Below are 24,983 nucleotides of genomic sequence, written 5' to 3'. Positions count from 1 at the left end.
GCCCGGGATGCGCCTGGGCCGAGGCAGGCGCTTCTCCTGCCTGTCGAGGACTCGGAGCCCGGTGGGAACCGGACGCCGCCTACGCCGGTGCGCGTAGGCGGGGGACGATCGGATACGTCTCCGGCCGTAACCGATGACGCCTTCGGCGGGAGCACGAACCGCCCAGGGTCACGTACTGTCACGGTATGGATCTGCGGGCGGTGCCAGGAGAGCTGTCTGCCCGGTTCGCGCGGCGGCCCGCGTGGTTCCCGGACCTCGCCCTGGGACTGTTCGTCACGGTGATCCAGGTGCTCGGCGCGATGGTCCCGGTGCCGGTCGAGCCGGTGTCGACCCCGGTATCGGGTATCGGTTACCTGTTGCTGATCGTCAGTGGCGTGTCCGTGATCGCGCGCCGGAAACGGCCGGTCGCGGTTTTCGCGATCACCGGTGTGGCCAGCCTGATCTATTTCGCCTTCGACTTTCCCGACCGCGCCTCCTACCTCGGGCTTTTCATCGCGCTGTATACGGTTGCCGCATACGGCGACGGGCACCGGTCATTGCGGATAGCGGGCACCGGGATCGCGGTGCTGTCGGCCGGCTGGCTGATCGCCGGCGCCGATGTGGAACCCGTATCCGCCATCGGCTGGGTGTTCTTCCGGATCGGTGGCGCGGTGATCGCCACCATGCTGGGCGAATCCGCGCGTTCGCGCCAGGTCATGGCCGCCGCCGCGCAGCAACGCGCGGAACTGGCGGAACGCTCGCGGGACGAGGAGGCCCGCGCGCGGGTCGACGCCGAACGGCTGCGGATCGCCCGCGAGGTGCACGATACCGTCGCCCACGCCATTGCCATCATCAACGTGCAGGCCGGGGTCACCGCGCATGTGCTCGACAGGCGGCCGGAACAGGCCCGGGAGGCGCTGTACACCATCGAGCAGACCAGTTCCAGGGCGCTGCAGGAGATGCGGGCCATTCTCGGTGTGCTCCGCAACGGCGACGCACGCGAACCGTTTCCCGGGCTGGGCCAGGTCCGCGAACTCGCCGGTAAAGCCCGCGAGGCCGGACTCGATATCGACCTCGCGCAGCCCGAACCACTGCCGGCGCTGCCGAGTGCGGTGGGCAGCGCGGCCTACCGCATCGTGCAGGAATCCATCACCAACGTGATCCGCCATGCCGGGCCGACCCGGGTCACTGTGACACTGGAACCCGTGATCGATGCCCTGTACATCCGAGTGACCGACGAGGGACGCCGCACACCCGAGCCGCGGCACCCGCACCCCACGTCGGGTCGTGGAATCGCCGGTATGCGCGAACGCTGCCGGCTGCTCGGCGGCGAACTCGATGCGAAACCGCGCCCCGGCGGCGGATTCGAGGTCATTGCCACCCTTCCGCTGGTTCCGGTGGGGTCGGACCGGTGAACAGCACACCGCCGATCAAGGTCTTGCTCGCCGACGACGAACGGCTGGTCCGTTCGGGTTTCAAGGTGCTGCTGGACCTGGAGGATGACATCACGGTGGTCGGGGAAGCCACCGATGGCGCGGAAGCCGTCGAACTGGCCCGCAGCACCCGGCCCGATGTCGTGCTCATGGATATCCGGATGCCGGCGCTGGACGGGATCCGCGCGACCGGCCGGATTGCCGAAACCGCGGGACTGGAGCAGGTCCGCGTTCTGATCCTCACCACCTACGACACCGACGACAACGTCTTCGAGGCACTCCAGGCCGGTGCCAGCGGGTTCCTGCTCAAGGATGCGGGCCCCGCCGAACTCCTGCACGCCATCCGCGTCGTCGCCGCCGGTGACGCCCTGCTCGCGCCGCGGATCACCCGCCGGCTCATCGGCCAGTTCACCGCCCGGCGCCGAGCCGCGCGATCCGCGGAGGACCGGCTGAGTGTGCTCACCGACCGGGAGCGCGAAGTGCTCGCGCTGGTGGGGCAGGGTATGAGCAACGACGAGATCGGCGCCGCCCTGTTCCTGAGCCCCGCCACCGCCCGTACCCATGTCAGCCGTGCCATGGTGAAACTGGGTGCCCGCGACCGTGCACAGCTGGTGGTGATCGCGTACCAGACCGGGTTGTGTGACAGCACTGCATAACCGCCTGGAACAAGCGATCCTGTCCGGTTTCGGCCGCGGTTGCGATACACCGGCGATCGCAGCGGGGTACGACAGCGGACGTAGCCGAATATTGTTGCGTTGCCCGAATTCACGTAGTCGTCGCCGATAATCGCCGGACGCGCCGTCGGCCCCCCGGGCGCGAATATCGACGGTATGAGCACCGATGCCGACGCCGTGACTTCCGCACCCCCGCCCCGCGAAACCGCTGCCGCCGACCGGATATCCCCCGAAGCCGGCCGGACGCCGGCGCCGGGGACCGGCCCGCTGAAGGCCGCCCGAATCCAACCGGCGGCACTGCAGTCCGCCCTGGACTCCGTGCAGCGGGCCGGGATACCGGGCATTCACGCCGAAGTACGCTGGGGCGCTCAACTGTGGCGCGGTGCCGCCGGGGTCGCCGACCTCGCCTCCGGCAGCCCTGTGCGCCCGGAGATGCGGCAGCGAATCGGCAGCATCACCAAAACCTTCACCGCCGCGGCCGTTGTGCAGCAAGCCGAGCAAGGCCGGATCCGGCTCGACGCGCCGATCGGCGACTACCTGCCCCACCTGGCGCCCCTCGACACCGCCGGAATTGCGCAACCTCACCCGATCGATGCGGCGCTGGAGGCCCTGCGCCGGCAAGCGGCGTGCGGAGCCTGAAGCCGCAACCCACCCACCCGGCACGACCATCGAAGTAATCCGCGCGCGGCCCCTCGGGGACCGGCCGTGGACCGGTACGAAAGGCATAACCATGCGAGGCAGAGTTCCGCTGCGAATGCGTATCCTGGCCAGGCTGCGGCCTGCACCGGACTGGGATTCGGTCACCCCGGAGCAGTTCATCGAATTCCGCGCCGCGCAGAACCGCTTACGCGGTTCGGTGCTGCTGCGGCCGGTTACTGGCCGGCCCGATCGCGCGGCCCGGATCATCGGCGACACACTCGATCTCCCCGGGCGGCGGCTGAACGTCCGGGTGTACCGCCCCGAACGGGACAGCGACCCGCTACCGCTTGTTGTCGCCTTCCACGGTGGCGGTCTCATCGGCGGTTTCCCGGATCAGGACGATTGGCTGCTCGCCCATCTGGCCGCCCGCTGTCCGGCCGTGGTGATCTCGCTCGACTACCGGCTGGCGCCCGAGCATCCGGTGCCCGCGCCGGTACAGGACGCCTACGACGCCGTCCCGCAGCTGGCCAGGCTGGCCGGCCGCTGGGGGGCGGACCCGGACCGGGTCGCCCTGCTCGGTTCCAGTGCCGGGGCCACGCTCGCGGCTCTCACCGCGATCCGGGCCGCCGGAACAGGCCCGGCGCTGCGAGCCCAAATCCTGATCAACCCGCAGCTCGATTGGACCGATCGCGCATTCGAGTATCCCTCGTTCACCGAGAACGCGAACAGTCCCACCGCATCCCCGGCCGAATGCCGCGCGGTCCCACGGCTGGCGGTGCCCGAATCCTTCGATCGCCGCATGATTTCACCGATGTACAGCGAGGAGTTGAAAGGAGTGGCGGCGGCGCACATCGTCTCCGCGGGTCTGGACCCGCTCGAGGATCAGTCCGCGGCCTACGCCGAACGCCTGCGCTGCGCCGGGGTGGAGGTGACATTGTCCCGGTATGCCGCAGCGACGCATGCCTTTCTGAGCATGCCGGGTGCTGTTCCGGCCGCCCGGCCGGCGCGCGCCGAAATACTCGATCACCTCCGCCGCCGGTTGAACGACCCGGCCGGCGGAGGGCAGCCCGCGACCGCGCGGGACAAGCAGGTACGGAGATGACCACCACGGAAATCGACGAGCGAGCACCGCGGTCCGTGCCCGCTGTGGATAGGGCGACCCTGAACGGTGTCGGCGGTGTTCTGCGCGCGCACCGGTGGAGTTTCGCTGCGGTGGTCGTGCTGCAGATCGTCGGCGCAGTGGCGGGTCTCGCACCGCTGCTGGCGGTCGTCGAACTGGGGCGGGCGCTGTTGTCGCCCGGCCCGCTCGACGCGAGTCATATTCGGTTCGTGGTGCTCGCGGGTGCACTGGGTCTTTTCGCGCAACTGCTGTTCACCGGCGCATCGACGGGGATCGGGCATCTGGTCGATACCCGGGTGCAACTGGCGTTGCGCCGCCTGCTCGCCGAACGGCTGGGCCGGGTGCCGCTCGGCTGGTTCTCCCGCCGCCGAACCGGTGAGCTGGCCAAAGTGGTCGGCGAGGATGTGAGCGCCGTACACCCGTTCATCGCGCATACCCCGGGCGAACTCGTATCGGCGTTCGTGGTGCCGCTGGTATCGCTGATCTACCTGTTCACCGTCGACTGGCGGCTCACTCTGATCACCTTGATCCCGGTGGCGCTCGCGCTGCTCTCGGTACCGCTCATGATGACCCCGGCCCGGCTGCGCGAACAGCGCGCATTCGATGCGGCGATGGGCCGGATCGCGGATTCGGTGGTGGAGTTCGTGCAGGGCATCGCTGTCGTGAAGGCTTTCGGCGAATCCGGGCGCGCGCATCACCGTTTCCGCACGGCCACCGACGAGTTCGCCGATATCTTCCTGCGAATGGTGCGCGGGCTCGCGCCGCTCGGCGCCGCGATGCAGGTGGCGGTATCGCCGCCGTTCGTATTGCTGGTGGTGTTGACCGGTGGGACGGCACTGATCGCGAACGGCGGTATGGCTACCGCCGATCTGCTGCCGTTCCTGCTGCTCGGGCTGGGGTTGACGGCACCGGTGGCAGCGCTGGGCCACGGTTTCGACGATATGCAGACCGCACGCCGCGCAGTGGGCCGTATCCGGGATGTGCTCGCCGAACCGGCGCTCCCGCAACCGGCTCGCCCGGTGGCACCGCAGGGGCACCGGGTGGAGCTGCGGGCCGTCCGATTCGGTTACGACGCCGGCCACGAGGTACTGCACGGTATCGATCTGACCCTCGAACCGGGCACCGTCACCGCGCTCGTGGGACCGTCCGGCAGCGGCAAATCCACAGTGGCGCAGTTGCTGCCCCGGTTCTTCGACCCGAGCGCCGGATCGGTCCGGATGGGTGGTGTGGATCTGCGCGAGATCACCGATCGTGACCTCTACCGCACGGTGTCCTTCGTATTCCAGGATGTGCGGCTGCTGCGCGCCTCGGTCGCCGAGAATATCGCGCTGGCCGTACCTCATGCCGACCGCGCCGCGGTGGTCCGGGCGGCCCGGCTGGCACAAATCCACGACCGGATCCTGGAACTGCCCCGCGGCTACGACTCGGTGATCGGCGTGGACGCCGGATTGTCCGGTGGTGAGGCACAGCGGATATCGATCGCCCGCGCGCTGCTGGCCGATACCCCGGTGCTCGTTCTCGACGAGGCGAGTTCCTTCGCCGATCCGCAGACCGAACAGGCCGTCCGCACGGCGCTGGCCGCCACCGGCGGTGACCGGACAACCCTCGTTATCGCCCACCGCTGGGAGACGGTCGCCGACGCCGACGCTGTGGTGCTGCTGCGCGACGGACGGGTCGCGGCGCATGGCTCGCCCATCGAACTGCTGGCCGCGGGCGGCGAGTTCGCCGATTTCTGGCGGACCCGCCCGGGCAGCGGCACACCACCGGAGGCAGACATTCGAGAGGAGGACGGCGCGGTAGCGGCGAGCTGGGGCTCGAAGCGTCCCGCCCGGCCCTGAGGGGCGGGTTCCGCGCCACGAAATCAGATGATCCGCATACTGTTACGGGTGCTGGGGCATTCCTACGCCCGGCCGGTGCGCCGCACCATTGCCCTGATGACGATCACCGCAATCGCGGAAGGACTGTCCTACGCGCTGCTGGTTCCGGTATTGCGCACGGTGTTCGGCGACGAGCCCGCCGCCGCGCGAACGCCGCTGATCGGCTTCGCGGTGGCCGTCGCGGCGTACGCGCTGCTGCGCTATGTCAGCGATCTGTCCGGTTTCCGTGCCGGAACCACGCTGTTACGCGGCGTGTACCACCGGCTCGGTGACCAGCTCGCCCGGTTGCCCATCGGCTGGTACACCGCCGACCGGATCGGCGAGGTCTCGGTATTGGCCGGCCGTGGGGTGCTGCAGGCGATGAGCGTGATCGCCCATCAGCTCGCCCCGCTCACCTCGGCCGCCGTCACACCGCTGACGATCGTCGGTGTCATGCTCGTCTTCGACTGGCGCCTGGGCCTGGCCGCACTGGCCGCCGTGCCGGTCGTGGTACTGGTCCAGATCCGGTCCGGCCGGGCCATGGCCGCCGGTGATGCCGAACGGCACGCCCGCGATCAGGAAGCCGCCGGGCGCGTCGTCGAATATCTCCAGGCGCAGCCCGTGCTGCGGGCCGGGGGCCGGACCACCGAACGGTTCCGGATACTCGACGACGCATTACACGGGGTGGAGCGCGCGGCCCGGCGCAGTACCCTGTCCGCACTGACCGGGGTGGTGGGCCTGACGCTCGTCGTGCAGACAACCTTCACCGCACTACTTGCCCTGGGCGCGTATCTCGCGCTGGGCGGCGATATCGGCGCGGCGGAACTGCTCGCGGTGCTGATACTGGCGGCGCGATGCGCCGAACCACTGCTGTCTCTCGCCGAACTCGGCGGCCAGTTGCGGGCAGCACGGGCCGAGCTGACCCGGCTCGACGCGCTGCTGCGCACGCCACCGCTGCCGGAGCCGGCCGCCCCGGTCCGGCCGGTGCGCCACGATCTCGTATTCGAATCGGTGTCCTTCGCCCATGACGATCGCCAGGTAGTCGACGACCTCTCACTGTCGGTGCCACAGGGACAGCGGCTCGCGGTCGTCGGTCCCTCCGGTGCGGGCAAGAGCACCCTGCTGCAATTGATCGCACGGTTCTATGACGTGGACGCAGGGACGGTACGGATGGGCGGCGTGGATATCCGCGCGATCGATACCGAGTATCTGATGTCGCAGATTTCCATCGTGTTCCAGCATGTGTACCTCTTCGACGGCACGATCGCGGACAATGTCCGGCTCGGCCGACCGGATGCCACGGACGCACAGGTCCGGGCGGCGGCGGCCGCGGCCCGGCTCGACGAGGTGATCGACCGGCTCCCCGGCGGCTGGAACACGAACGTAGGCGAGGGCGGCGCCCTGTTGTCCGGCGGTGAACGCCAGCGGGTTTCGATCGCCCGGGCGCTGCTCGAGGACGCGCCGATCGTGCTGCTCGACGAGGTGAGTTCGGCGTTGGATCCGGTGAACGAGGCCGCGGTCCACGCGGGCATCGAACGACTCACGGCGGGCCGGACCGTGGTTGTGGTCGCGCATCGGTTGCATACAGTGCAGCGCGCGGACCGCGTCGTGTTCCTCGATCGCGGCCGCATCGTCGAGGAGGGCAGCCATGACGAACTGCTGCGCCGGGGTGGCCGGTACGCGGATTTCTGGGCCATAGCGATGGCACCGGCCCGCAGGTGACGGGACGGGGGAGGTCACCGGTCGGCCGGTGACCTCCCCCGCGCGCGCCGTCCGATGCGGCGCGAGCGTGGCAAACGTTCGCCATTCACATACCCGCCGGGCACCACGGTCGGCTGTTCAGGACCGGAGGGCGGCGGCGAGGGCCGGGTTCACCGCGGTCGACAGCGCGAGCAGCGATTCCACCAGCAGGTCGATCAGCGCGTCTCGCGTAATGGTTTCCTCGCTCAGCCAGGACAGTGTGGTTTCCTCCGTGAACGCGACCCAGCCCCGGACCGACAGCAGCAGGCGGGGGTCCTCGCGCTCCTGCTCGGACAGCGGTACCTCGGCGAGAATGATGTCGACGATCGCGCGCCGGGTTTGCGCGACCATATCCGCCAGGGCGGGATCGGAGCTGGTGGGGCCGCGCAGCAGCGCCAGGTACGAGGTGCGGTTCTCGCTCACATAGTCGATATAGCGGCCCACCGAATCGCGCAGCATCTCGAACAACCCGAGTCCGGGGTCGGGCGCGACCCGAACCAGGAGTTCCGCGTTCGCGTGCCGGACGACCTCGAGCTGGAAATCCTGTTTGGTGGGGAAATAGTGGAACAGCAGCCCGCGGGATATTCCGGCCTGAGCTGCTATTTCACTGACCGAGATATCTTCGATGGCCCGTTCGCCGAGCATTTTCACCCCGAGCGTGATCAGCTGTGTCCGCCGCTCGTCCGGGCTCAGGCGGACGCGTTTGGCGGTTTCTCCCTGGCTGATACTCACTCCGTCCATCCTACTGAACGCTGCTCAATACTGTTGACTCCGGCTCAATAGAGCTTTAGTCTGATTGAATGAGTCGCAAGGTTACAGACAAAGCTGTCGCCAACCGGACGGTCCGCCACCTGCGGACGATCATCATCGGCAGCGGTTTCGCCGGCCTCGGCCTCGCCATCCGGCTGACCCAGCAGGGCCGGGACGATTTCCTGGTGTTGGAACGCGGCAGCGATGTCGGCGGCACCTGGCGGGACAACACCTATCCGGGCGCAGCCTGCGATGTGCCGTCGCACCTGTACTCCTATTCCTTCGCGCTGAACCCCGACTGGTCGCGCTCGTTCTCCCGGCAGGGCGAGATCCAGTCCTACATCCAGGGCGTCGCCGAAAAGTACAACGTGCGCGATAAGCACGTCTTCGACTGCGATGTCACCAGCGCCCGCTGGAACAGCGACACCGCCCGCTGGGAGATCACCTCCAGCAAGGGCGATTTCACCGCCGACACACTGGTCTCCGCGGTCGGCGCGCTCTGTGAACCCAACCTGCCCGATATCAAGGGCATCAACGACTTCTCCGGCGAGATCTTCCACTCGGCCCGGTGGAACCACGATTCCGACCTCGCCGGCAAACGGGTCGCGGTGATCGGCACCGGCGCCTCGGCCATCCAGATCGTCCCCGCCATCGCCGGGAAAGTCTCCCACCTCGACGTCTACCAGCGCACCGCCCCGTGGCTGCTGCCGCGCCTCGACCGGCCCTACACGCTGCCCGAGCGGCTCGCCTTCAAACACATTCCCGGTGTGCAACGACTATCCCGCGCGGGTATCTACGCGGCCCGCGAAACCCAGGTGGTGGGCCTGGCGAAGTTCCCGGCGCTGATGCGCGGTTTCGAAGCGCTGGCCAAGGCCAAGCTGCAGTTCGAGATCCGCGACCCGGAGCTGCGCAAGAAGGTCACCCCGAACTTCCGGATCGGCTGCAAACGCATGCTGATCTCCAACGAGTACTACCCGGCGCTGGATCGCGACAATGTCGACGTGGTCACCGATGGAATCGCCGAGATTCGCGCGAACTCGATCGTCACTCAGGACGGTACCGAGCGCGAGGTCGACGCGATCGTGGTCGCCACCGGCTTCCATGTCACCGATTCGCCCACGTACCAGACCATTTTCGGCCGCGACGGCCGCAGCCTCTCGGAAGTCTTCGACGAAATCGGCCAGCAGGGCTACAAGGGGTCGGCGATCGCCAACTACCCGAATATGTTCTTCCTGCTCGGCCCGAATGTCGGGCTCGGCCACACTTCGATGGTGTACATGATCGAATCGCAGATCAACTACATCGCCGACGCCCTGGCGACCTTCGAGAACCGGAACCTGCGCACCGTCGAGGTCCGCCGCGGCGCCCAGGACGCGTTCAACGCCGACCTGCAACGCAAACTCGCCAAAAGCGTCTGGAATACCGGCGGCTGCGCCAGCTGGTACCTGGACAAACACGGCAACAACACCACGTTGTGGCCGGACTTCACCTTCGAATTCCGGCGTATCACAAGGAAATTCGATATCGCGGCCTACGATACGACCACGGCTGCCGACGCCCCCGCCCGTCCCGATCTGAAAGTAGTGACTGCACAGTGACCAACGAGGCTTATTTCCGCAACAAGGTCTGCGTCATCACCGGTGCCGGGTCCGGTATCGGCCGGGCCCTGGCCGTGAACCTGGCGCGCCGCGGTGCGAAGCTGGCGCTGTCCGATATCGATACCGAGGGCCTGGCCGAAACCGTGCGCCGCTGTGAACAGCTGGGCGCCGAGGTGAAATCGGATCGCCTGAACGTCGCCGAGCGCGAGGCCGTACTGCTGTACGCCGATGCGGTGAAACAGCATTTCGGTGTAGTGCACCAGATCTACAACAACGCCGGTATCGCCCACCACGGCGATATCGTGAAAACCGATTTCAAAGACATCGAACGCATCATGGACGTCGATTTCTGGGGTGTGGTGAACGGGACCAAGGCGTTCCTGCCCTACCTCCTGGAATCCGGTGACGGGCATGTGGTGAACATTTCCAGCCTGTTCGGCCTGATCGCCGTGCCCGGCCAGGCGGCCTACAACTCGGCCAAATTCGCGGTCCGCGGCTTCACCGAGGCACTGCGCCAGGAAATGCTGGTGGAGAAGGCGCCGGTCCAGGTCACCTGCGTGCATCCCGGGGGGATCAAGACCGCGGTCGCCCGCAATGCCACCTACAGCGAGGATATCGACGGCGCGGACACCAGCGCGAAATTCGACAAGTACCTCGCCATCCACAGCCCGGAAATGGCGGCGGAAACCATCGTCGACGGTGTGCGCAAGGGCCGCGGCCGGGTGCTGATCGGCTGGGAGGCCAAACTGCTGGATCTGTTCGTCCGCACGGCCGCCTCCGGCTACCAGCGCATCGCGGTGGCCGTCGAACGCCGATTCCTACCCTGACCGGGAGAAAGACCGCTATGCGAGATATCGCGCTCCCGCTGCCGTTGGTCCGAGCGTTCATGGGCCCGCTGTACCGGCTGTCGTTCGACCACCGGCTGCCGTTCCGGATACAGCGGGCACTGATCGACGCCGCCTCGATCCTGCAGCCGGTACCTGCCGGTGTGCGAGTGGAGAAGTTGCGGCTGGGCAAGCGCCCGGCCGAACGGCTCGCCCCGCACACTCCCGCGGCCACCGATCCCGCCGCCGTGCTCTACCTGCACGGCGGCGGTTATACCGTCGGCTCCCTGGCCACCCACCGCTCGCTCAACGGCCGGCTCGCCGCCGCGACCGGGCTGCCCGTCTACGCGATCGACTACCGGCTGGCACCCGAGCACCCCTATCCCGCGGCGCTCGACGATGCCGAGGCCGCCTATCTCGAACTCGTCGCCGAATACGGCTACCGGCCCGACCGGATCGCGATCGCCGGCGATTCGGCGGGCGGGGGCCTCTCCCTGGCGCTGGCCCAGCGGCTCATCGCCCGGCACGGGCATGTCCCCGCCGCGCTCGGCCTGATCGCCCCCTGGGTGGATCCCAATCAGCTCTCCGAACGCCCCCGCGACCTCGTGGTCAACGGCCCCTGGTCGCGGGCGTGCGCCGCGGCCTATCTGGGTGGCGGCGATTGCGACGATCCGGGCTACGCTCCGATGCACGGTGTCCTGGCCGGGCTCCCCCCGGTGTATGTCCAGGTCGATATCGACGAACTGCTGCACCCGCAGTGTGTCGACCTCGCTGCCGCCCTGCGAGCGGCCGGGGTCAGCGTCGAGTTCACCGAGAGCCGCGGGCTCTGGCATGTGGCCCAGTTACAGGCCGCCCTGGTCGGCCCCGCGGCCACCGTACTGGGCGAAATGGCCGCCTTTCTGCGGCACGCCGTGGATCAGCAACCGGTGAGCGACATAGGATGAAGTGATCAGGACTCGTGAGCCCCGGCCATGACGTGAACTCTGCGCATTCACGGGTGGCTCGCCACCGGACGGTGCCGGTGGCGTAAATTACCGACCAGTAGGCACTTAGGAAAGGCAATGATGCGCGAGTTCGAAGCCCCGGCTTCCTACACCATCCCGGAGGACGCGAACAACTCCGATGCCGTGTTCCGGCACGCGGAGGAATCCCCCGCCGCGGTCATGTTCAACGTCCCCGACGGCCGGGGCGGCTGGCGTGATGTGCGGGCGGCGGAGTTCGCGAAAGCGGTCACCGATGTCGCCAAGGGGCTGATCGCCTCCGGTGTCGAACTGGGCGATCGGGTCGCCATCATGGCCGCCACCCGCTACGAATGGACCCTGCTCGACTACGCCGTCTGGGCGGCCGGTGGCTGCACCGTCGCCATCTACGACAGTTCCTCGGCCGAGCAGGCCCGCTGGATCCTGCAGGATTCGGCCACCTCGCTGCTGATCGTGGAGAACGACCGGCACCACGGCGTGATCGCCGAGATCGACCCGGCCGAACTGCCGCAGTTGCGCGAAACCCTGCTGATCGACTCGGGCGCGGTGGACACCCTCATCGAACGCGGCGCCGAACTCGACGACCGAGCCGTGCACGACCGCCGCGCCCAGGTGAACGCCGCCTCCCCGGCGACGCTGATCTACACTTCGGGCACCACCGGCCGGCCCAAGGGCGTCATGCTGACCCACGCCAACCTGTGGGCCGAATCCCGGTCCGACCGGATCGCGCTGGCCTCCTTCCTCTCGCCCGGTAAGAAGACGCTGATGTTCCTGCCGCTGGCGCATGTTTTCGCCCGCGCCGTCGGAATCGCCGCCTTCGACGCCCAGGTCACCGTCGCGCACACCTCCGACTGGAGCACACTGGTCGCGCAGTTCGCCGAACACCGGCCCGACTTCGTCCTGTCGGTACCGCGAGTCTTCGAGAAGGTCTACAACGCGGCCAAGCAGAAGGCGCACGACGAGGGCAAAGGCAAGATCTTCGACGCCGCCGCGGCCACCGCGATCGCCTACAGCGAGGCGCTCGAGAAGGGCACACCGAACCTGCCGCTGCGGGCCGCGCGCGCCCTGTTCGACAAGCTCGTCTACGGCAAGCTGCGGGCCGCGCTGGGCGGTAACTGTCAGGCGGCGGTATCCGGCGGCGGGCCGCTGGGCGCCCGGCTGGGCCATTTCTTCCGCGGTATCGGCGTCACCATCTACGAGGGTTACGGCCTCACCGAGACCACGGCCGCCATCACGGTGAACACCCCGGAGCATATTCGCGTGGGCACGGTCGGCCGGCCGATCGAGGGCCATGCCGCAAAGATCGCCGAGGACGGTGAACTGCTGCTGCGCGGCTCCGTGGTGTTCGACGGCTACTGGGGCAACGACGAGGCCACCGCCGACGCGTTCGAAGACGGCTGGTTCAAGACCGGCGACCTCGGCGCCATCGACGCGGATGGTTTCGTCACCATCACCGGCCGCAAGAAGGAAATCATCGTCACCGCCGGCGGGAAGAACGTCTCCCCCGCCGTCCTCGAGGATTCGCTGCGCGCCCATCCGCTGATCAGCCAGGTGATGGTGGTCGGCGACGGTAAACCGTTCGTCGGCGCACTGATCACCCTGGACCCGGAGGCACTGCCGGGCTGGAAGGACCGCAACAACGTCGCCGCCGATGTCGATATCGCGCAGCTGGTCAACAACCCGATGCTGATCACCGAGGTGGAGACCGCGGTCGCCGAGACCAACAAGAAGGTCTCCAAGGCCGAGCAGATCAAGAAGATCAATATCCTCACGGTGGACTGGACCCAGGAAACCGGTGAGCTCACCCCGAAGATGTCGCTGAAGCGCTCGGTGGTGATGAAGCAGTACGCCGACGAAGTCGAGAAGATCTACAGCTAGCCGATCGGCACAGTGCGGCCCCGGTAGGCGAAAGCCCACCGGGGCCGTGCTCGCGTGTACGGACGGCCCGTGCCCTTTCCTCAGCGAGTCAGGGAATCCGCCTTCGGGCTCTCCGCGGGCCCGGCGGGACGGGCGACCGGGTTGCGGATGAACAGTGCGGATGCCACCACCCCGATCAGGAGCAATACCGCGGGCAGGAACGCCGCCTCGCTCAACGCGGTACTGAACGGCTGCTGGACGGCCTCGGGAACCTGGCCCGTGCCCATCCCTTCACCGGCCGGAGCCCCACCCAGCCCCTGGGCGCTCATCCGCGACGCCACCAGGGCGCTGATCGCGGCACTGCCGAGTACCGCCCCCACCTGGCGGGTGGTGTTGTAGACCCCGGCACCGGCCCCGGCCTGATGGATCGGCAGGTTGTGGGTGGCGGTGGTGGCCAGCGGCGCCCAGATGAACGAATTGGACAGACCCGCGACCGCACCCGCGAGCACCATCCAGGTGATATTCGCGTCCGGATTCCGCATCACCAGTGCCAGCCAGGCGATGGCGATCGAGAACAACAGGAAACCCGCGGTCGGGATGAGGCGGGGATGCCAGCGGCCGGACAATTTGCCCACCACCGGCGCCGCAATACCGGAGATGATCGCCATGGGGGCGAGAACCAGCGCGGAACCGGTCGGTGTCATACCGTGCACGGCCTGCAGATAGAAGTAGATCGGCACCATGACGGCCGTGGTCGCGGCACCCATACTGGCGATACCCAGATTCGACAGCGAGAAATTGCGATCCCGGAACAGGCTCAGCGGCAGCAGCGGTTCCCCGGCCCCGCGGGCCTGGGTCGCCACGAAAACGGCCAGCACCACCAAGCCCGCGACGATCATCACCCAAATGGCCGCCGACCAGTCGTTGGTGTTTCCCTCCTGGATGCCGAACACCAGCAGGAACATGCCGGCCGCGCTCAGCACGACCCCCAGCAGGTCGAACTTGTGCTCATGGGTCGGCAGGGACGGCACCAGCCAGACGGCGAGCGCGAAAGCGACGATCCCGACCGGAACGTTGACGATGAAAATCCATTCCCAGCCGAGCCCGTCGACCAGCACTCCGCCCAGAATCGGGCCGATCAGGGTCGCCAGACCGGCGACGGCCCCCCACAGACCCATCGCGGCGCCGCGGCCGTCCGGCGGGAACGTCCGGGTGATCACCGCCATCGTCTGCGGTGTCATCAGCGCGGCGCCCAGACCCTGTACCGCGCGGGCCGCGATCAGGGTTTCGATATCGCCGGACAGCCCGCACCACAGCGAAGCGAGGGTGAACACCGTCAGGCCGATCAGATAGATGTTCTTCGGACCGAATCTGTCCCCGAGCCGGCCCGTGATGAGCAGCGGCACCGCATAGGTGAGCAGATAGGCGCTCGTCACCCAGATGACCTTGGAGATATCGGCGTGCAGATCGGTCATGATCGCCGGGTTCGCGACCGCCACGATGGTCACATCGAGCAGGATCATGAAGAATCCGACAACCAGGGCCCCCAAGGCCAGCCATGGATTACGTTGAGAGGGCATAGATTCCATTCCTGTCCCGGCGGCGCGGGATGCGCCGGCCCATGGATCCGCTGCGGTGCCCCGCACCACCGGCCCGCTACCGGCCGACCCCGGGCAGGGGCGAGCAGCAACGGCCTACGATCCGTGGTCACTGCGGACTACAGGTACGACATCGCGGGCCGCGCCAACATTCCGGGCATTTCGGACCGATCGTAACCCGGGCTACAGACCGTGCGCGTCCAGCCAGGATCGTGCCAGGTCCGCCGGGTCGGCGCCCTCGTCCCGGACGCGCAGCACCAGCGCGGCGAGTTCGCCGGTGGTCAGTTCACCCGCCACATAGTTCAATTTCTCGGCCTGCCGCTCGTCCAGCACACCTCTACGGAGGACGGCGACCGGGTTCTGCGCGCGGATCGCGTCCCCGGAATCGGCCAACACGGTCAGGCCGTCCGTACCACCGGGCAGGAATTCGACCGGACCCCCCAGCACGGCCACCTGGATCCGGCCGTCGACCAGGGCGTGCCGGAGTTCGGCGGGATCGGCGAACTGCTGGATCGCGGTGAATTCGCACCCCGAGATCCGCGCCGCGACCGCGGGAAGGTCCAGCAGGCCCGGCACCGCAGCCGTCCCCGCGGTCAGCCCGGAACACTGCTTCACGAGATCGCCGACCGAGCCGAAACCGCGCTGTTCGGCGGTGGCGGTAGTGACCAGCACCCGGGGCTCGAAATCGGTGCCGTCGGCGGGATCGGAGGTGACGGTGTCCTGCGGCAGTGAACCGTTCAGTTCCTCGGTCACCACCTCCACCGTCTCGGCATCCGCCCCGGCATTCAGGTCGGCGAGCAACGCGCCGTTGTGGTCGGGCGCCACCGTGACGGTCCCCGCCGCCAATGCGTCCAGCACCTCGCGCCGATCCCCCAGCCCCGGCTCCACCCGGACCGCCGTCCCCGTCCGCGCCAGCGCCTGCGCGTAGATCTCGGCCAGCACCCGCGACTGCGCCGGCTGCTGCGCCCCCACCACCAGCGGATCGACCGCCTCCCCGGATCCGCAGGAAACAGCCAGCACGGCAAGCGCCGGCACCAGCATCCGCCCCACGACACGCACCGACGCGGCCAGCACCATCGCGCGCGACACCCACTTCCCGTAACCAGCCCGCCGCACCCGATCCGGGCGCCCCGACAGCCCCCGAATCTACCGCCGCCCACACCCCACGCGACTCTCACCCCACAGCGTCCCCGGCCCACGACACCACAGGAGGCACAAAGTCCGGCCGGGACCCTTCGCGGAATAATCGAGTGAGCACCTTCGCCTACCTGGTCGTGGCCGCCACCGAGGGTTTCGCAGCGGGTCCATCACCTCGAGTCCGCCGACACCGGATATCAGCCGAGCCCAAAAAGGCCCTGTAAGACTTCAGCACGAAGCCCCAGCGCAGCCAACGGCGGCGCCGAGTCTTACGAGGCCCTGAAAGGTTTCGGCCCGTCCCTGCTGTCAGGAGGGACCTAGGGGGCCGAAAACCGCGCCGCCGCAGGCGGCGCCGAACACTGCAGCACCCGGTCATTGGTGACGACCGGGTGCTGCAGCTGGGTTACCGCCCGGGTAAGGCGGAACGATCTATCAGGCGACGCCTTCCGCGCGGGCGGCGGCGGCGACCGCGTCGGCGACTGCCGGGGCGACCCGGGGGTCGAGGGGGCTGGGCACGATCTTGTCGACCGCGAGTTCGTCGGCGACCACGCCGAGGATCGCGTTCGCGGCGGCGATCTTCATGCCTTCGGTGATCCGCCGGGCGCCGGCGTCGAGAGCACCCTTGAACACACCGGGGAAGGCCAGCACATTGTTGATCTGGTTCGGGAAATCGCTGCGGCCGGTGGCAACGATTCCCGCGTATTTGCGGGCCACGTCCGGGTGGATTTCCGGATCCGGGTTGGACATGGCGAAAACGATCGATTCCGGTGCCATCGAGGCGATGAGCTCTTCGGCGACGGTGCCCGCGGACAGGCCCAGGAACACATCGGCGCCGGCGAGCGCGTCCGCCGCGGAGCCGGTGAGGCCGCGCGGGTTGGTGCGCTGGGCCAGATCGGTCTTCACCGCGTTGAGATCGGCGCGGTCGCGGCCGACGATGCCCTTGGAGTCCAGCACCGTCACATCCGGGATACCTGCGGCGAGCAGGATATTCGTGCACGCGACCCCCGCGGCGCCGGCGCCGGAGACGACGACCTTCAGGTCCGCGGTCGGCCGGCCCTGCACCCTGGCCGCACCGTTCAGCGCCGCCAGCACCACGATGGCGGTGCCGTGCTGGTCGTCGTGCATCACGGGGCAGTCCAGCGCTTCGACGACCCGCTTCTCGATTTCGAAGCAGCGCGGCGCGGAGATGTCTTCCAGGTTCACGGCGCCGAAGCTGGGCCGCAGGCGCACCAGGGTTTCGACGATTTCGTCGACATCCTTGGTATCGAGCACGATCGGGATGGAATCGAGCCCGGCGAACTTCTTGAACAGCGCCGATTTCCCTTCCATCACCGGCAGGGAGGCGCGCGGGCCGATATCGCCGAGGCCGAGCACCGCGGAGCCGTCGCTGACGACGACCACGAGGCGGTCTGTCCAGGTGTAGCGCTTCACCAGTTTTTCGTCCTCGGCGATCGCGCGGCTCACCTGCGCCACCCCCGGGGTATAGGCGATCGAGAGGTCGCGCTGGGTCTCCAGGGGAGAGCTGAGCTCAACCGAGAGCTTGCCCCCGAGGTGACCGGCGAAGATCTCCTCGTGAGTGATCGCCGCGAGGTCTGCGGCCTCGTTTTTGCTGGCGGTGGCGTTCGGTGCGTCAGTCACAGAGGACACGTTTTCACTCCTGCTGGTTGCGGTCGTAACCGGTGGACGGTTACCGCCGGGTATTCGGTGTTATCTGCGTCATATCAGTCTCATCCCCGCGTGCACGGGGAGCATAAATTTCTGACCAGGCGGTTTACCGTTGAAGCCATGCCCGGAAGGCCCGTGTGGCTCGGCACCGGCAACGGCGGCGGTGCCGAGAACAGGCAACAGTGGATCCGGGGAATTTCGGACAGGGTGGTCCGGCAGAACTCGACTGGCGTCCGGCCCGGCTGCGATGGTGCGTCGCGTTGACGGTGGGCGCCCGATATCCCCGACCCGGCGGTGGCAACGATCGGGAATCCGCAACATTGTGCCAGGTCCGGCACGGAACACCAAACCGGCGCCGGGGATCGGGTATCGGACACCACGGGCTCAGCCTAGGTGGCGGGCATTACCTTCCCGTAAGGGGAAACTCCCGGCTCCGGGAAGCCCCGAGTGAGAACGTTGCGCGGCGCAGCGGTGTGCGCCGTGATACCCGGCCGGTCTGCTAGTTCCACCATTGCGTCCACAGCAGCAGTGCTGCCGCGCCCAGCACGAACGCGGCGACGACGAACGTCGCAGTGCCGCGTTTGCGGTCCGAATAGATCTGCGCCGCAACGGCGGTCGCCGCCACCGCGATATGCCAGCCCACCGATTCCGCGCCCGGTCCCGGGAAACCACGACGAGCGCCGATCATCGCCGCGCCCACCACCACGCAGGCCAGTACGACCAGGCCCGCCGCAAGGGACCCGCTGATTGCGCGCACGAGTTTCATGACACGAGCACCGGCACACCGGTGGCTCTACCGGCCAGCTTCTCGAATTGGGCCGGGTCGGTGGTGCAGGCGCCCAGCTCGATGGTCTTGTTCGCGCCGTGATAGTCCGAGGAGCCGGTCGTCAGCAGGCCGCACTCGCCGGCCAGTTCACGCAACGCGGTCCGGTCGCGGTCGTTGTGGTCGGGGTGATCGATTTCCAAACCCCCCAGTCCCAGCGCGGCGAGATCCGGGATCTCCGCGAGATCCAGCAGCCGGCCGCGGGAGCGGGCCCGGCCGTGCGCGAGCACGCTGACCCCACCGGCGTCGGCGATCATCTCCACCGCCCGGTGCAGCGGGGTATCGGCCTTCTCCACGTAGTAAGGGCCGTTCGCGGCCAGCAACTGTGTGAAAGCGGCTTCCACACTGGGGACGACACCGGCGGCCACCAGGGCGCGGGCCAGATGCGGGCGGCCCGCCGCCGGACCGGCCGAGGCGAGCACCGCATCCGGGTCCACGGGTAACCCGTCGACGGCCATCTGCTCGGCCATGGCGCGTAGTCGCCGGCCGCGTTCGCCGCGTAAACGCTCACGCTCGGCCGCGAAGCCGGCGTCGGCGGGGTCGAACAGGTAGGCCAGTAGATGGACAGATACCGGCCGGCTGTCGTCGCCGCGGCCGACGCACGACATTTCCATCCCCCGGACCAGCGACAGCCCGGCCGGACGCGCCGCCTCGGCCTCGGCCCAGCCGGCGGTGGTGTCGTGATCGGTGATCGCGACCACATCGAGACCGGCGGCGGCCGCTTTCCGCACCAGCTCGGCCGGAGTATCGGTGCCGTCGGAAGCGGTGGTGTGGGTATGCAGGTCGATGCGCACGCCTTCCAGTCTGTCAGTGCGGGCTTCCGGCCCCGTTCGCGCGGGCGGACTAGCATCGGCCGGGTGCCCTCGCTGCCGCTGCCGTTCCACAGTCCCGGACGGTCGCGGCATTCCCGCTCGGCTCCGCTGATCCGCGTCCCCACAGCCCGCGCGGTCGTCGACTGCGCGGTCTACGTCGACGGCAAGCGGCTCCCTGGACGGCACACGCATCAGAGCGCGTTGACCGCGGCCCGCGCACACGGCGGATTCGTCTGGCTCGGACTGCACGACCCGGACGCCACCCAGATGGCGGAGGTCGCCGACACGTTCGGGCTGCACGCGCTGGCCGTCGAGGATGCGGTGCAGGCACACCAGCGGCCGAAGCTGGAACGCTACGACAAAACATTGGTGATGGTCATGCGCACCGTCGCCTACCGGGAACACGAACTGCACAGTGTCAGCGAAATCGTGGAAACCGGCGAGCTGCTGATATTCATGGCCCCCGATTTCGTGATCGCCGTCCGGCACGGCGAACATTCCCCGCTGGCGGTCGTGCGGCGCGGCCTGGAGGCGGATCCGCAGCGATTACGCCTGGGCCCCGGCTCCGTCCTGCACGCGATAGCCGACCATGTAGTCGACTCCTATATCGATGTCGTGCAATCGGTGGAATTCGATATCGACGCCATGGAGGAGGAAATTTTCACCCCGCGCTCCCCCGTCACCGTGGAATCGATCTATCAACTCAAACGGGAAGTGGTGGAACTGCGCCGCGCGGTGAATCCGCTCGCGCTGCCACTACATACCCTCGTCCACAACACCGACCTGCCCTTGGACGCGGAGATCCGGCGCTATCTGCGTGACGTCGCCGACCATCACACCACCGTCGCGGAACGAATCACCGATTTCGACGATGCGCTCAGTTCACTCATCAACGCGGCCCTGGCCAAGATCACCGTTCAGCAGAATACGGATATGCGCAAGATATCGGCGTGGGTGGCGGTGGCCGCCGTACCCACCATGATCGCCGGAATCTACGGTATGAATTTCGAACATATGCCGGAACTGAAAACCACCTGGGGCTATCCGGTGGTACTGCTGTTCATCTTCGCCGTCTGCGGCATCCTCCTGGCCCTGTTCCGCCGCAACAACTGGCTGTGATTCGCCGACAGTCCGGCCCCGAACTCCCACCCCCGGGATCGCACCGAATCCCCCGAGCAACCCAGCCGCAGGCGCCGCCGAAAGCTACAGCGCCGCCGCGCCGCGGCTCGGGTCCAGTACGTCGATTCCGGCTTCGGTCCAGGCATCGCGCAATGCCTGGGCGCCGCGGACGCGTACCCAGGCGGCTTCGGTGGCTGTCACCGGTGTCACCACGAAGTACCGGACGGGGTCGGCGGGGTCGGGTAGTTCCACGTCGGGTATTTCCCCGGTTCCCAGCAGGACGGCGGTGAACGGGGCGGCGTGCCAGAGCGGCTCGCCCAAGTCCAGCAAGGCGTCGGCCTGCAGGACAACGCCTTCCACCGCGGGGGACGCGGCGAGTACGCCCAGCGACCGGGCCACCCCGGCTCCGCTGTCCGAGCCGGACCGCAAGGTGAGCAGCAGTTCGGCTCGCGGACCGCGGACCGGGTCGGCGAGCAGCGCGGCCGGGTCGCCCATCGGGTGCCGGGAGCCGCCGACGGTCGCGTAGTGCACCACACCGTCGCCGGGGATCCGCAGGATCTCGATGGGTTCGAGGCCGAGAAACGTCACCGACGCAGTGTCCACGGCGGTCGTGTCCACCTCGAAATGGCGCGTTACCGCGGCGCGCACCCGTTCCATGACATCCATCTGTCAGATGGCCAGCCGCGCGAGCATATCCCGGGCTTGTTCGGCGGTTTTCGGATCGCACAGCACGTCGTAGCGGCCCGCGACCAGTTGCATGGTCGACGCGAAATCACGCTGACCGCGGGTTGCGGCGTACGGGATCGTGGTGGAGATGACCCCGAAGATGATGCCGCCGATCAGGCCCACCAGCAATGGACCCGCCATCCCGTTGGTGGTGAACAGGCTCAGCAGCAAACCGAGGAACAGGCCGAGCCAGGCCCCCGACACCACACCCCCGCCGATCACCTTGCCCCAGTTCAGCCGGTACAGCACCCGCTCGACCTGCATGAGGTCGACACCGACGATGGTCACGTTCTGCACCGGGAACTGGTTGTCCGCCAGATAATCCACGGCACGCTGCGCCTCGGCGTAGGTCGGATACGAACCGACCGGCCATCCCGAAGGCGGCGTGGGCAGACCCTGTCTGCCCCGATTCGAGCTCCCCAGGGGATTCGTCATATTTATATTGTGCCGCCTCCGGCGGCACGGGGGTTTGGCGGTGTCTATTTGCGGCGCGGCGGGTTTTGGCCCCCCTTGGTCCCTGCTGTCGAGCCCGATACCTCACAGGGCCTCGCCGAACTCGGCACCACCGGTGGTTGCGTCAGGCTCACAACAGGGGGCGAACGCGTGGTCGGGGTCACCGGAATCCCGTGGTGGTGTCGCCGATGAACGATCACTCGGGCGCAGTGAAGGTCGTCGTTCTCTTCATTCCGGCGGCGCGGCCTTTTTCCGCGATGACGACCGCCATTTTCGCGCTGGCCTCGTCGATCATTTCGTCGCCCAGCATCACGGCTCCGCGCGCGCCGCCCTCGGCGGAGGTGTGATAGGCGTAGGTGTCCAGGATCATTTCGGCGTGGTCGTAATCGGCCTGGCGGGGGCTGAAGATTTCGTTCGCGGCGTCGATCTGGCTCGGGTGCAGCACCCATTTCCCGTCGAAGCCCAGGGCCGCGGTGCGGCCGGCGGCGCGCCGGAAACCGTCGATATCGCGGATCTGCAGATAAGGGCCGTCGATGGCCTGCAGGCCGTGTGCGCGGGCGGTGAGCAGGATCGTCATCAGGATGTGGTGGTAGGCGTCGCCGGTGTCGTAGCCCTCGGGCTGTTCGCCGACCACCAGGGTGCGCATATTGATACTCGCCATGAAATCCGCGGGACCGAACACCAGGGTCTGCACCCGCTGGCTGGCGGTGGCGATCTCGTCGATATTGCGCAATCCCAGCGCGTTCTCTATCTGCGGTTCGATCCCGATCCGGCCGGGTTCGATCCCGTTGGCCCGCTCCAATTGGCTCAGCAGCAGATCGAGGGCGCGTACCTGCCCGGCATCGGTGACCTTGGGGAGCAGGATCGCGTCGAGCGCGGTCCCGGCGCCGTCGACCACGGAGATCACGTCCGCGTAGGTCCACTGGGTGGTCCAGTCGTTCACCCGGACCACCCGCAACTGCTCACCCCACCCGGAATCGTTGAGGGCGGCCACGATATTGGCCCGGGCGGCGGCTTTCGCCCCGGGGGCGACGGCGTCCTCGAGATCCAGGAACACCTCGTCGACCGGCAGCCCCTTGGCCTTGGCGATCATTTTCGGGTTGCTGCCCGGCACGGCAAGCACGGAACGGCGCGGCTTCATCAACACTCCTGTGGTCGGCCCGGTCCGGCCCCCGAACATCTAGCCTGGCACTCATGGCAGCTACCAGGGTGTATATCGCCAGGCTGACCGGCCTGGCGGTGCTGGGGCCGGACGGCGAGTCTATCGGCCGCGTACGCGACGTGGTGGTGGCCGTCCGGTACGACCGGCAGGAACCGCGTGTGCACGGCCTGGTGGTGGAGTTGCCGACGCGGCGGCGGATCTTCGTCCCGATGCTGCGGGTGACCAGTATCGAACCCGGCTCGGTCACGCTGAACACCGGTAACGTCAGTTTGCGGCGTTTCGCGCAGCGCCCGGGGGAACTGCTGGCGATGGCGCAGATCGTCGATTCCACGGTGCAGGTCGACGACCCCGATCTCCCGGATCTGGCGGGGGTGGATGTCCACGTGGTGGATCTCGGGATCGCGCTGACCCGCACGCGGGACTGGCGGGTCACCCGGGTCGCGGTGCGCGGGCATCGCCGGCTGGGGCGGCGGCGCACGGTGCACGTGGTGGATTGGGCCCGGGTCGAGGGGCTGACGCCGTACGAGATCGACCGTCCCGGGCAGGACGTCAGCGCCCTGCTCGAACAGTTCGAGGGCCAGCGCGCGGCCGATGTCGCGCATATGCTGCGGGAACTGCCCGCCAAACGGCGGCTGGAGGTGGCGCTGGCCCTGGACGACGAGCGGCTCGCCGATGTCGTGCAGGAACTCTCCGGTGACGATCAACTGGAGCTGCTCGGCCAGCTGGAGATGACCCGCGCGGCCGAGGTGCTCGAGGCGATGGACCCCGACGACGCCGCCGATCTGCTGGGCGGTCTGCCCGAGAACGAGGCCGAATCCCTGCTCACGTTGATGGATCCGCAGGAATCCGAACCGGTGCGGCGGCTGCTCGAACATTCCCCGGATACTGCGGGCGGGCTCATGACGCCGGAACCGGTGATCCTGACACCGGCCACCACGGTCGCCGAGGCGCTTGCCCGGGTCCGCGATCCCGATCTGACCCCGGCCCTGGCGTCCATGGTCTTCGTCGTCCGTCCGCCGACGGCCACCCCCACCGGCCGCTACCTCGGGTGTGTCCATCTGCAGCAGTTGTTGCGGGAACCGCCGGCGCATCTGGTCGGCGGGATCCTGGACGCCGATCTGGCGGCGTTGCGGCCGGAACTGCCGCTCGCGGCGGTGACCCGCTATTTCGCCACCTACAACCTGGTGTGCGGGCCGGTGGTCGACGAGCAGAACCATTTGCTGGGTGCGGTGAGCGTGGACGATGTGCTCGACCATCTGCTGCCGCCCGATTGGCGCGAGGACGAACAACTGTACGAAGGTGTGCGGCCGTGACCGACAAGAGCACAGCCGGCCGGACGGTCTCCACCGCGCGGCAGCGCCTGGAGACACCCGTCGGAACCCGGTTCCGTTTCGATTGGGATGCCGAGGCGCTGGCACGCGGCAGCGAACGGATCGCCCGGTTCCTGGGCACCGGACGCTATCTCGCCTTGCAGACGGTGGTGGTGATCGTCTGGATCGTGCTGAACGTCTTCGTGATCACGTTGCGCTGGGATCCCTACCCCTTCATCCTGCTGAATCTGGCGTTCTCCACTCAGGCTGCCTACGCCGCGCCACTGATCCTGCTGGCGCAGAACCGGCAGGACAACCGTGACCGGGTATCCCTCGAAGAGGACCGGCTGCGGTCCGCGCAGACCAAGGCCGATACCGAATTCCTCGCCCGGGAGCTGGCGGCGTTGCGGCTGGCAGTGGGCGAGGTCGCGACCCGTGACTATCTGCGCCGCGAACTCGACGAGATCCGGGATGCGCTGGAGCGGATCGAGGATACGGCGGGAGTCGGCCCGACGCGCGGCCCGGACAAGGCTACGAAGCCGAAACGCAAGAAAACCTCCGGTCACAAGCCGGTTACGGGCGCGGTTTCACCGTCTGTCGCCGATGAATGACCGGAAATCCGCAATATGCTCCTGACCGGTAGGTAACCTGGATCACGTTGTCCCGAGCGCGCCGTACCGGAATGTCCGAGACGGTCGCTCACCTGTGACATAGAGGAACGGTGGAGC

At 68.0% G+C, this 24,983-nt stretch carries 22 protein-coding genes; 13 read left to right on the top strand and 9 right to left on the bottom strand.

The genetic code is table 11. The features are described 5' to 3' along the window. The first annotated feature begins 185 nt into the window (after positions 1-185). The 6 genes from IU448_RS17255 (at position 186) to IU448_RS17230 (ending at position 7,423) form a co-directional block, all read left to right on the top strand. Complete coding sequence (locus IU448_RS17255; RefSeq protein ID WP_195056648.1) at positions 186-1,394, top strand: sensor histidine kinase; 1,209 nt, start codon at positions 186-188, stop codon at positions 1,392-1,394. Then, positions 1,391-2,068 carry a response regulator transcription factor gene (locus tag IU448_RS17250; protein ID WP_195056647.1) on the top strand — a complete coding sequence of 226 codons (678 nt, stop codon included), beginning with the start codon at positions 1,391-1,393 and terminating at the stop codon, positions 2,066-2,068. The genes IU448_RS17255 and IU448_RS17250 overlap by 4 nt, the downstream gene beginning before the upstream one ends. Positions 2,069-2,242: 174 nt before the next feature. Beyond that, positions 2,243-2,725: a serine hydrolase domain-containing protein gene (locus tag IU448_RS17245; protein ID WP_228813301.1), complete on the top strand. Its 483-nt coding sequence runs from the start codon at positions 2,243-2,245 to the stop codon at positions 2,723-2,725. Positions 2,726-2,816: 91 nt separating this feature from the next. Next, positions 2,817-3,827 (top strand): alpha/beta hydrolase, encoded by a 1,011-nt coding sequence (locus IU448_RS17240; RefSeq protein WP_195056646.1) that lies wholly within the window; start codon positions 2,817-2,819, stop codon positions 3,825-3,827. Continuing rightward, positions 3,824-5,683 carry an ABC transporter ATP-binding protein gene (locus IU448_RS17235; RefSeq protein WP_195056645.1) on the top strand — a complete coding sequence of 620 codons (1,860 nt, stop codon included), beginning with the start codon at positions 3,824-3,826 and terminating at the stop codon, positions 5,681-5,683. Before IU448_RS17240 ends, IU448_RS17235 begins: the two co-directional genes overlap by 4 nt. 27 nt (positions 5,684-5,710) lie before the next feature. After that, positions 5,711-7,423, top strand: a complete 1,713-nt coding sequence (locus IU448_RS17230) for an ABC transporter ATP-binding protein (protein WP_195056644.1) — start codon at positions 5,711-5,713, stop codon at positions 7,421-7,423. Positions 7,424-7,540: 117 nt separating this feature from the next. Here IU448_RS17230 and IU448_RS17225 read toward each other — a convergent pair whose 3' ends face one another. Further along, positions 7,541-8,182 (bottom strand): TetR/AcrR family transcriptional regulator, encoded by a 642-nt coding sequence (locus IU448_RS17225; protein WP_195056643.1) that lies wholly within the window; start codon positions 8,180-8,182, stop codon positions 7,541-7,543. 59 nt (positions 8,183-8,241) lie between these two features. Here IU448_RS17225 and IU448_RS17220 point away from each other — a divergent pair, with 59 nt between their 5' ends. From IU448_RS17220 to IU448_RS17205, 4 genes are all read left to right on the top strand, one after another. Then, a complete protein-coding gene (locus IU448_RS17220) occupies positions 8,242-9,789 on the top strand; it encodes a flavin-containing monooxygenase (RefSeq protein WP_195056642.1) in 1,548 nt (515 codons plus the stop codon). Continuing rightward, a complete protein-coding gene (locus IU448_RS17215; protein WP_195056641.1) occupies positions 9,786-10,616 on the top strand; it encodes an SDR family NAD(P)-dependent oxidoreductase in 831 nt (276 codons plus the stop codon). The genes IU448_RS17220 and IU448_RS17215 overlap by 4 nt, the downstream gene beginning before the upstream one ends. Before the next feature lie 17 nt (positions 10,617-10,633). Continuing rightward, positions 10,634-11,557, top strand: a complete 924-nt coding sequence (locus tag IU448_RS17210) for an alpha/beta hydrolase (RefSeq protein ID WP_195056640.1) — start codon at positions 10,634-10,636, stop codon at positions 11,555-11,557. A gap of 120 nt (positions 11,558-11,677) precedes the next feature. Beyond that, positions 11,678-13,471: an AMP-dependent synthetase/ligase gene (locus IU448_RS17205; RefSeq protein ID WP_195056910.1), complete on the top strand. Its 1,794-nt coding sequence runs from the start codon at positions 11,678-11,680 to the stop codon at positions 13,469-13,471. A gap of 80 nt (positions 13,472-13,551) precedes the next feature. Here IU448_RS17205 and IU448_RS17200 read toward each other — a convergent pair whose 3' ends face one another. From IU448_RS17200 to IU448_RS17180, 5 genes are all read right to left on the bottom strand, one after another. Beyond that, positions 13,552-15,030: a DHA2 family efflux MFS transporter permease subunit gene (locus IU448_RS17200; protein WP_195056639.1), complete on the bottom strand. Its 1,479-nt coding sequence runs from the start codon at positions 15,028-15,030 to the stop codon at positions 13,552-13,554. Between the two features lie 201 nt (positions 15,031-15,231). Continuing rightward, on the bottom strand, positions 15,232-16,137 hold the full coding sequence (locus tag IU448_RS17195; protein WP_324188623.1) for a glycine betaine ABC transporter substrate-binding protein: 906 nt from the start codon (positions 16,135-16,137) through the stop codon (positions 15,232-15,234). Between the two features lie 480 nt (positions 16,138-16,617). Further along, complete coding sequence (locus IU448_RS17190; RefSeq protein WP_195056908.1) at positions 16,618-17,823, bottom strand: NAD(P)-dependent malic enzyme; 1,206 nt, start codon at positions 17,821-17,823, stop codon at positions 16,618-16,620. A gap of 526 nt (positions 17,824-18,349) precedes the next feature. Next, positions 18,350-18,616 carry a hypothetical protein gene (locus IU448_RS17185; RefSeq protein WP_195056638.1) on the bottom strand — a complete coding sequence of 89 codons (267 nt, stop codon included), beginning with the start codon at positions 18,614-18,616 and terminating at the stop codon, positions 18,350-18,352. Beyond that, complete coding sequence (locus IU448_RS17180; RefSeq protein WP_195056637.1) at positions 18,613-19,467, bottom strand: PHP domain-containing protein; 855 nt, start codon at positions 19,465-19,467, stop codon at positions 18,613-18,615. Before IU448_RS17180 ends, IU448_RS17185 begins: the two co-directional genes overlap by 4 nt. A gap of 63 nt (positions 19,468-19,530) precedes the next feature. Here IU448_RS17180 and IU448_RS17175 point away from each other — a divergent pair, with 63 nt between their 5' ends. Beyond that, positions 19,531-20,604: a magnesium and cobalt transport protein CorA gene (locus IU448_RS17175; protein ID WP_280457765.1), complete on the top strand. Its 1,074-nt coding sequence runs from the start codon at positions 19,531-19,533 to the stop codon at positions 20,602-20,604. 84 nt (positions 20,605-20,688) lie between these two features. Here IU448_RS17175 and IU448_RS17170 read toward each other — a convergent pair whose 3' ends face one another. The 3 genes from IU448_RS17170 to IU448_RS17160 all read right to left on the bottom strand — a co-directional run bounded on the left by IU448_RS17170 (position 20,689) and on the right by IU448_RS17160 (position 22,924). Next, on the bottom strand, positions 20,689-21,270 hold the full coding sequence (locus IU448_RS17170; RefSeq protein WP_195056635.1) for a suppressor of fused domain protein: 582 nt from the start codon (positions 21,268-21,270) through the stop codon (positions 20,689-20,691). 3 nt (positions 21,271-21,273) lie between these two features. Beyond that, positions 21,274-21,765 (bottom strand): general stress protein, encoded by a 492-nt coding sequence (locus IU448_RS17165; RefSeq protein WP_195056634.1) that lies wholly within the window; start codon positions 21,763-21,765, stop codon positions 21,274-21,276. Between the two features lie 214 nt (positions 21,766-21,979). Continuing rightward, a complete protein-coding gene (locus IU448_RS17160; protein WP_195056633.1) occupies positions 21,980-22,924 on the bottom strand; it encodes an HpcH/HpaI aldolase/citrate lyase family protein in 945 nt (314 codons plus the stop codon). A 53-nt stretch (positions 22,925-22,977) separates the two neighbouring features. On the opposite strand from IU448_RS17160, the gene IU448_RS17155 reads away from it, so the two are divergent. Further along, positions 22,978-24,258, top strand: coding sequence for a magnesium transporter MgtE N-terminal domain-containing protein (locus IU448_RS17155; RefSeq protein ID WP_195056632.1), 1,281 nt, complete (start codon positions 22,978-22,980; stop codon positions 24,256-24,258). Beyond that, complete coding sequence (locus tag IU448_RS17150) at positions 24,255-24,866, top strand: DUF1003 domain-containing protein (protein WP_195056631.1); 612 nt, start codon at positions 24,255-24,257, stop codon at positions 24,864-24,866. Before IU448_RS17155 ends, IU448_RS17150 begins: the two co-directional genes overlap by 4 nt. Positions 24,867-24,983: the final 117 nt, after the last annotated feature.

This window comes from Nocardia flavorosea (assembly GCF_015477805.1).
GTDB lineage: Bacteria > Actinomycetota > Actinomycetes > Mycobacteriales > Mycobacteriaceae > Nocardia > Nocardia flavorosea_A.
The sequence above is the reverse complement of the archived record's forward strand: the minus strand, read 5'-3'. Positions and strand labels throughout refer to the sequence as shown.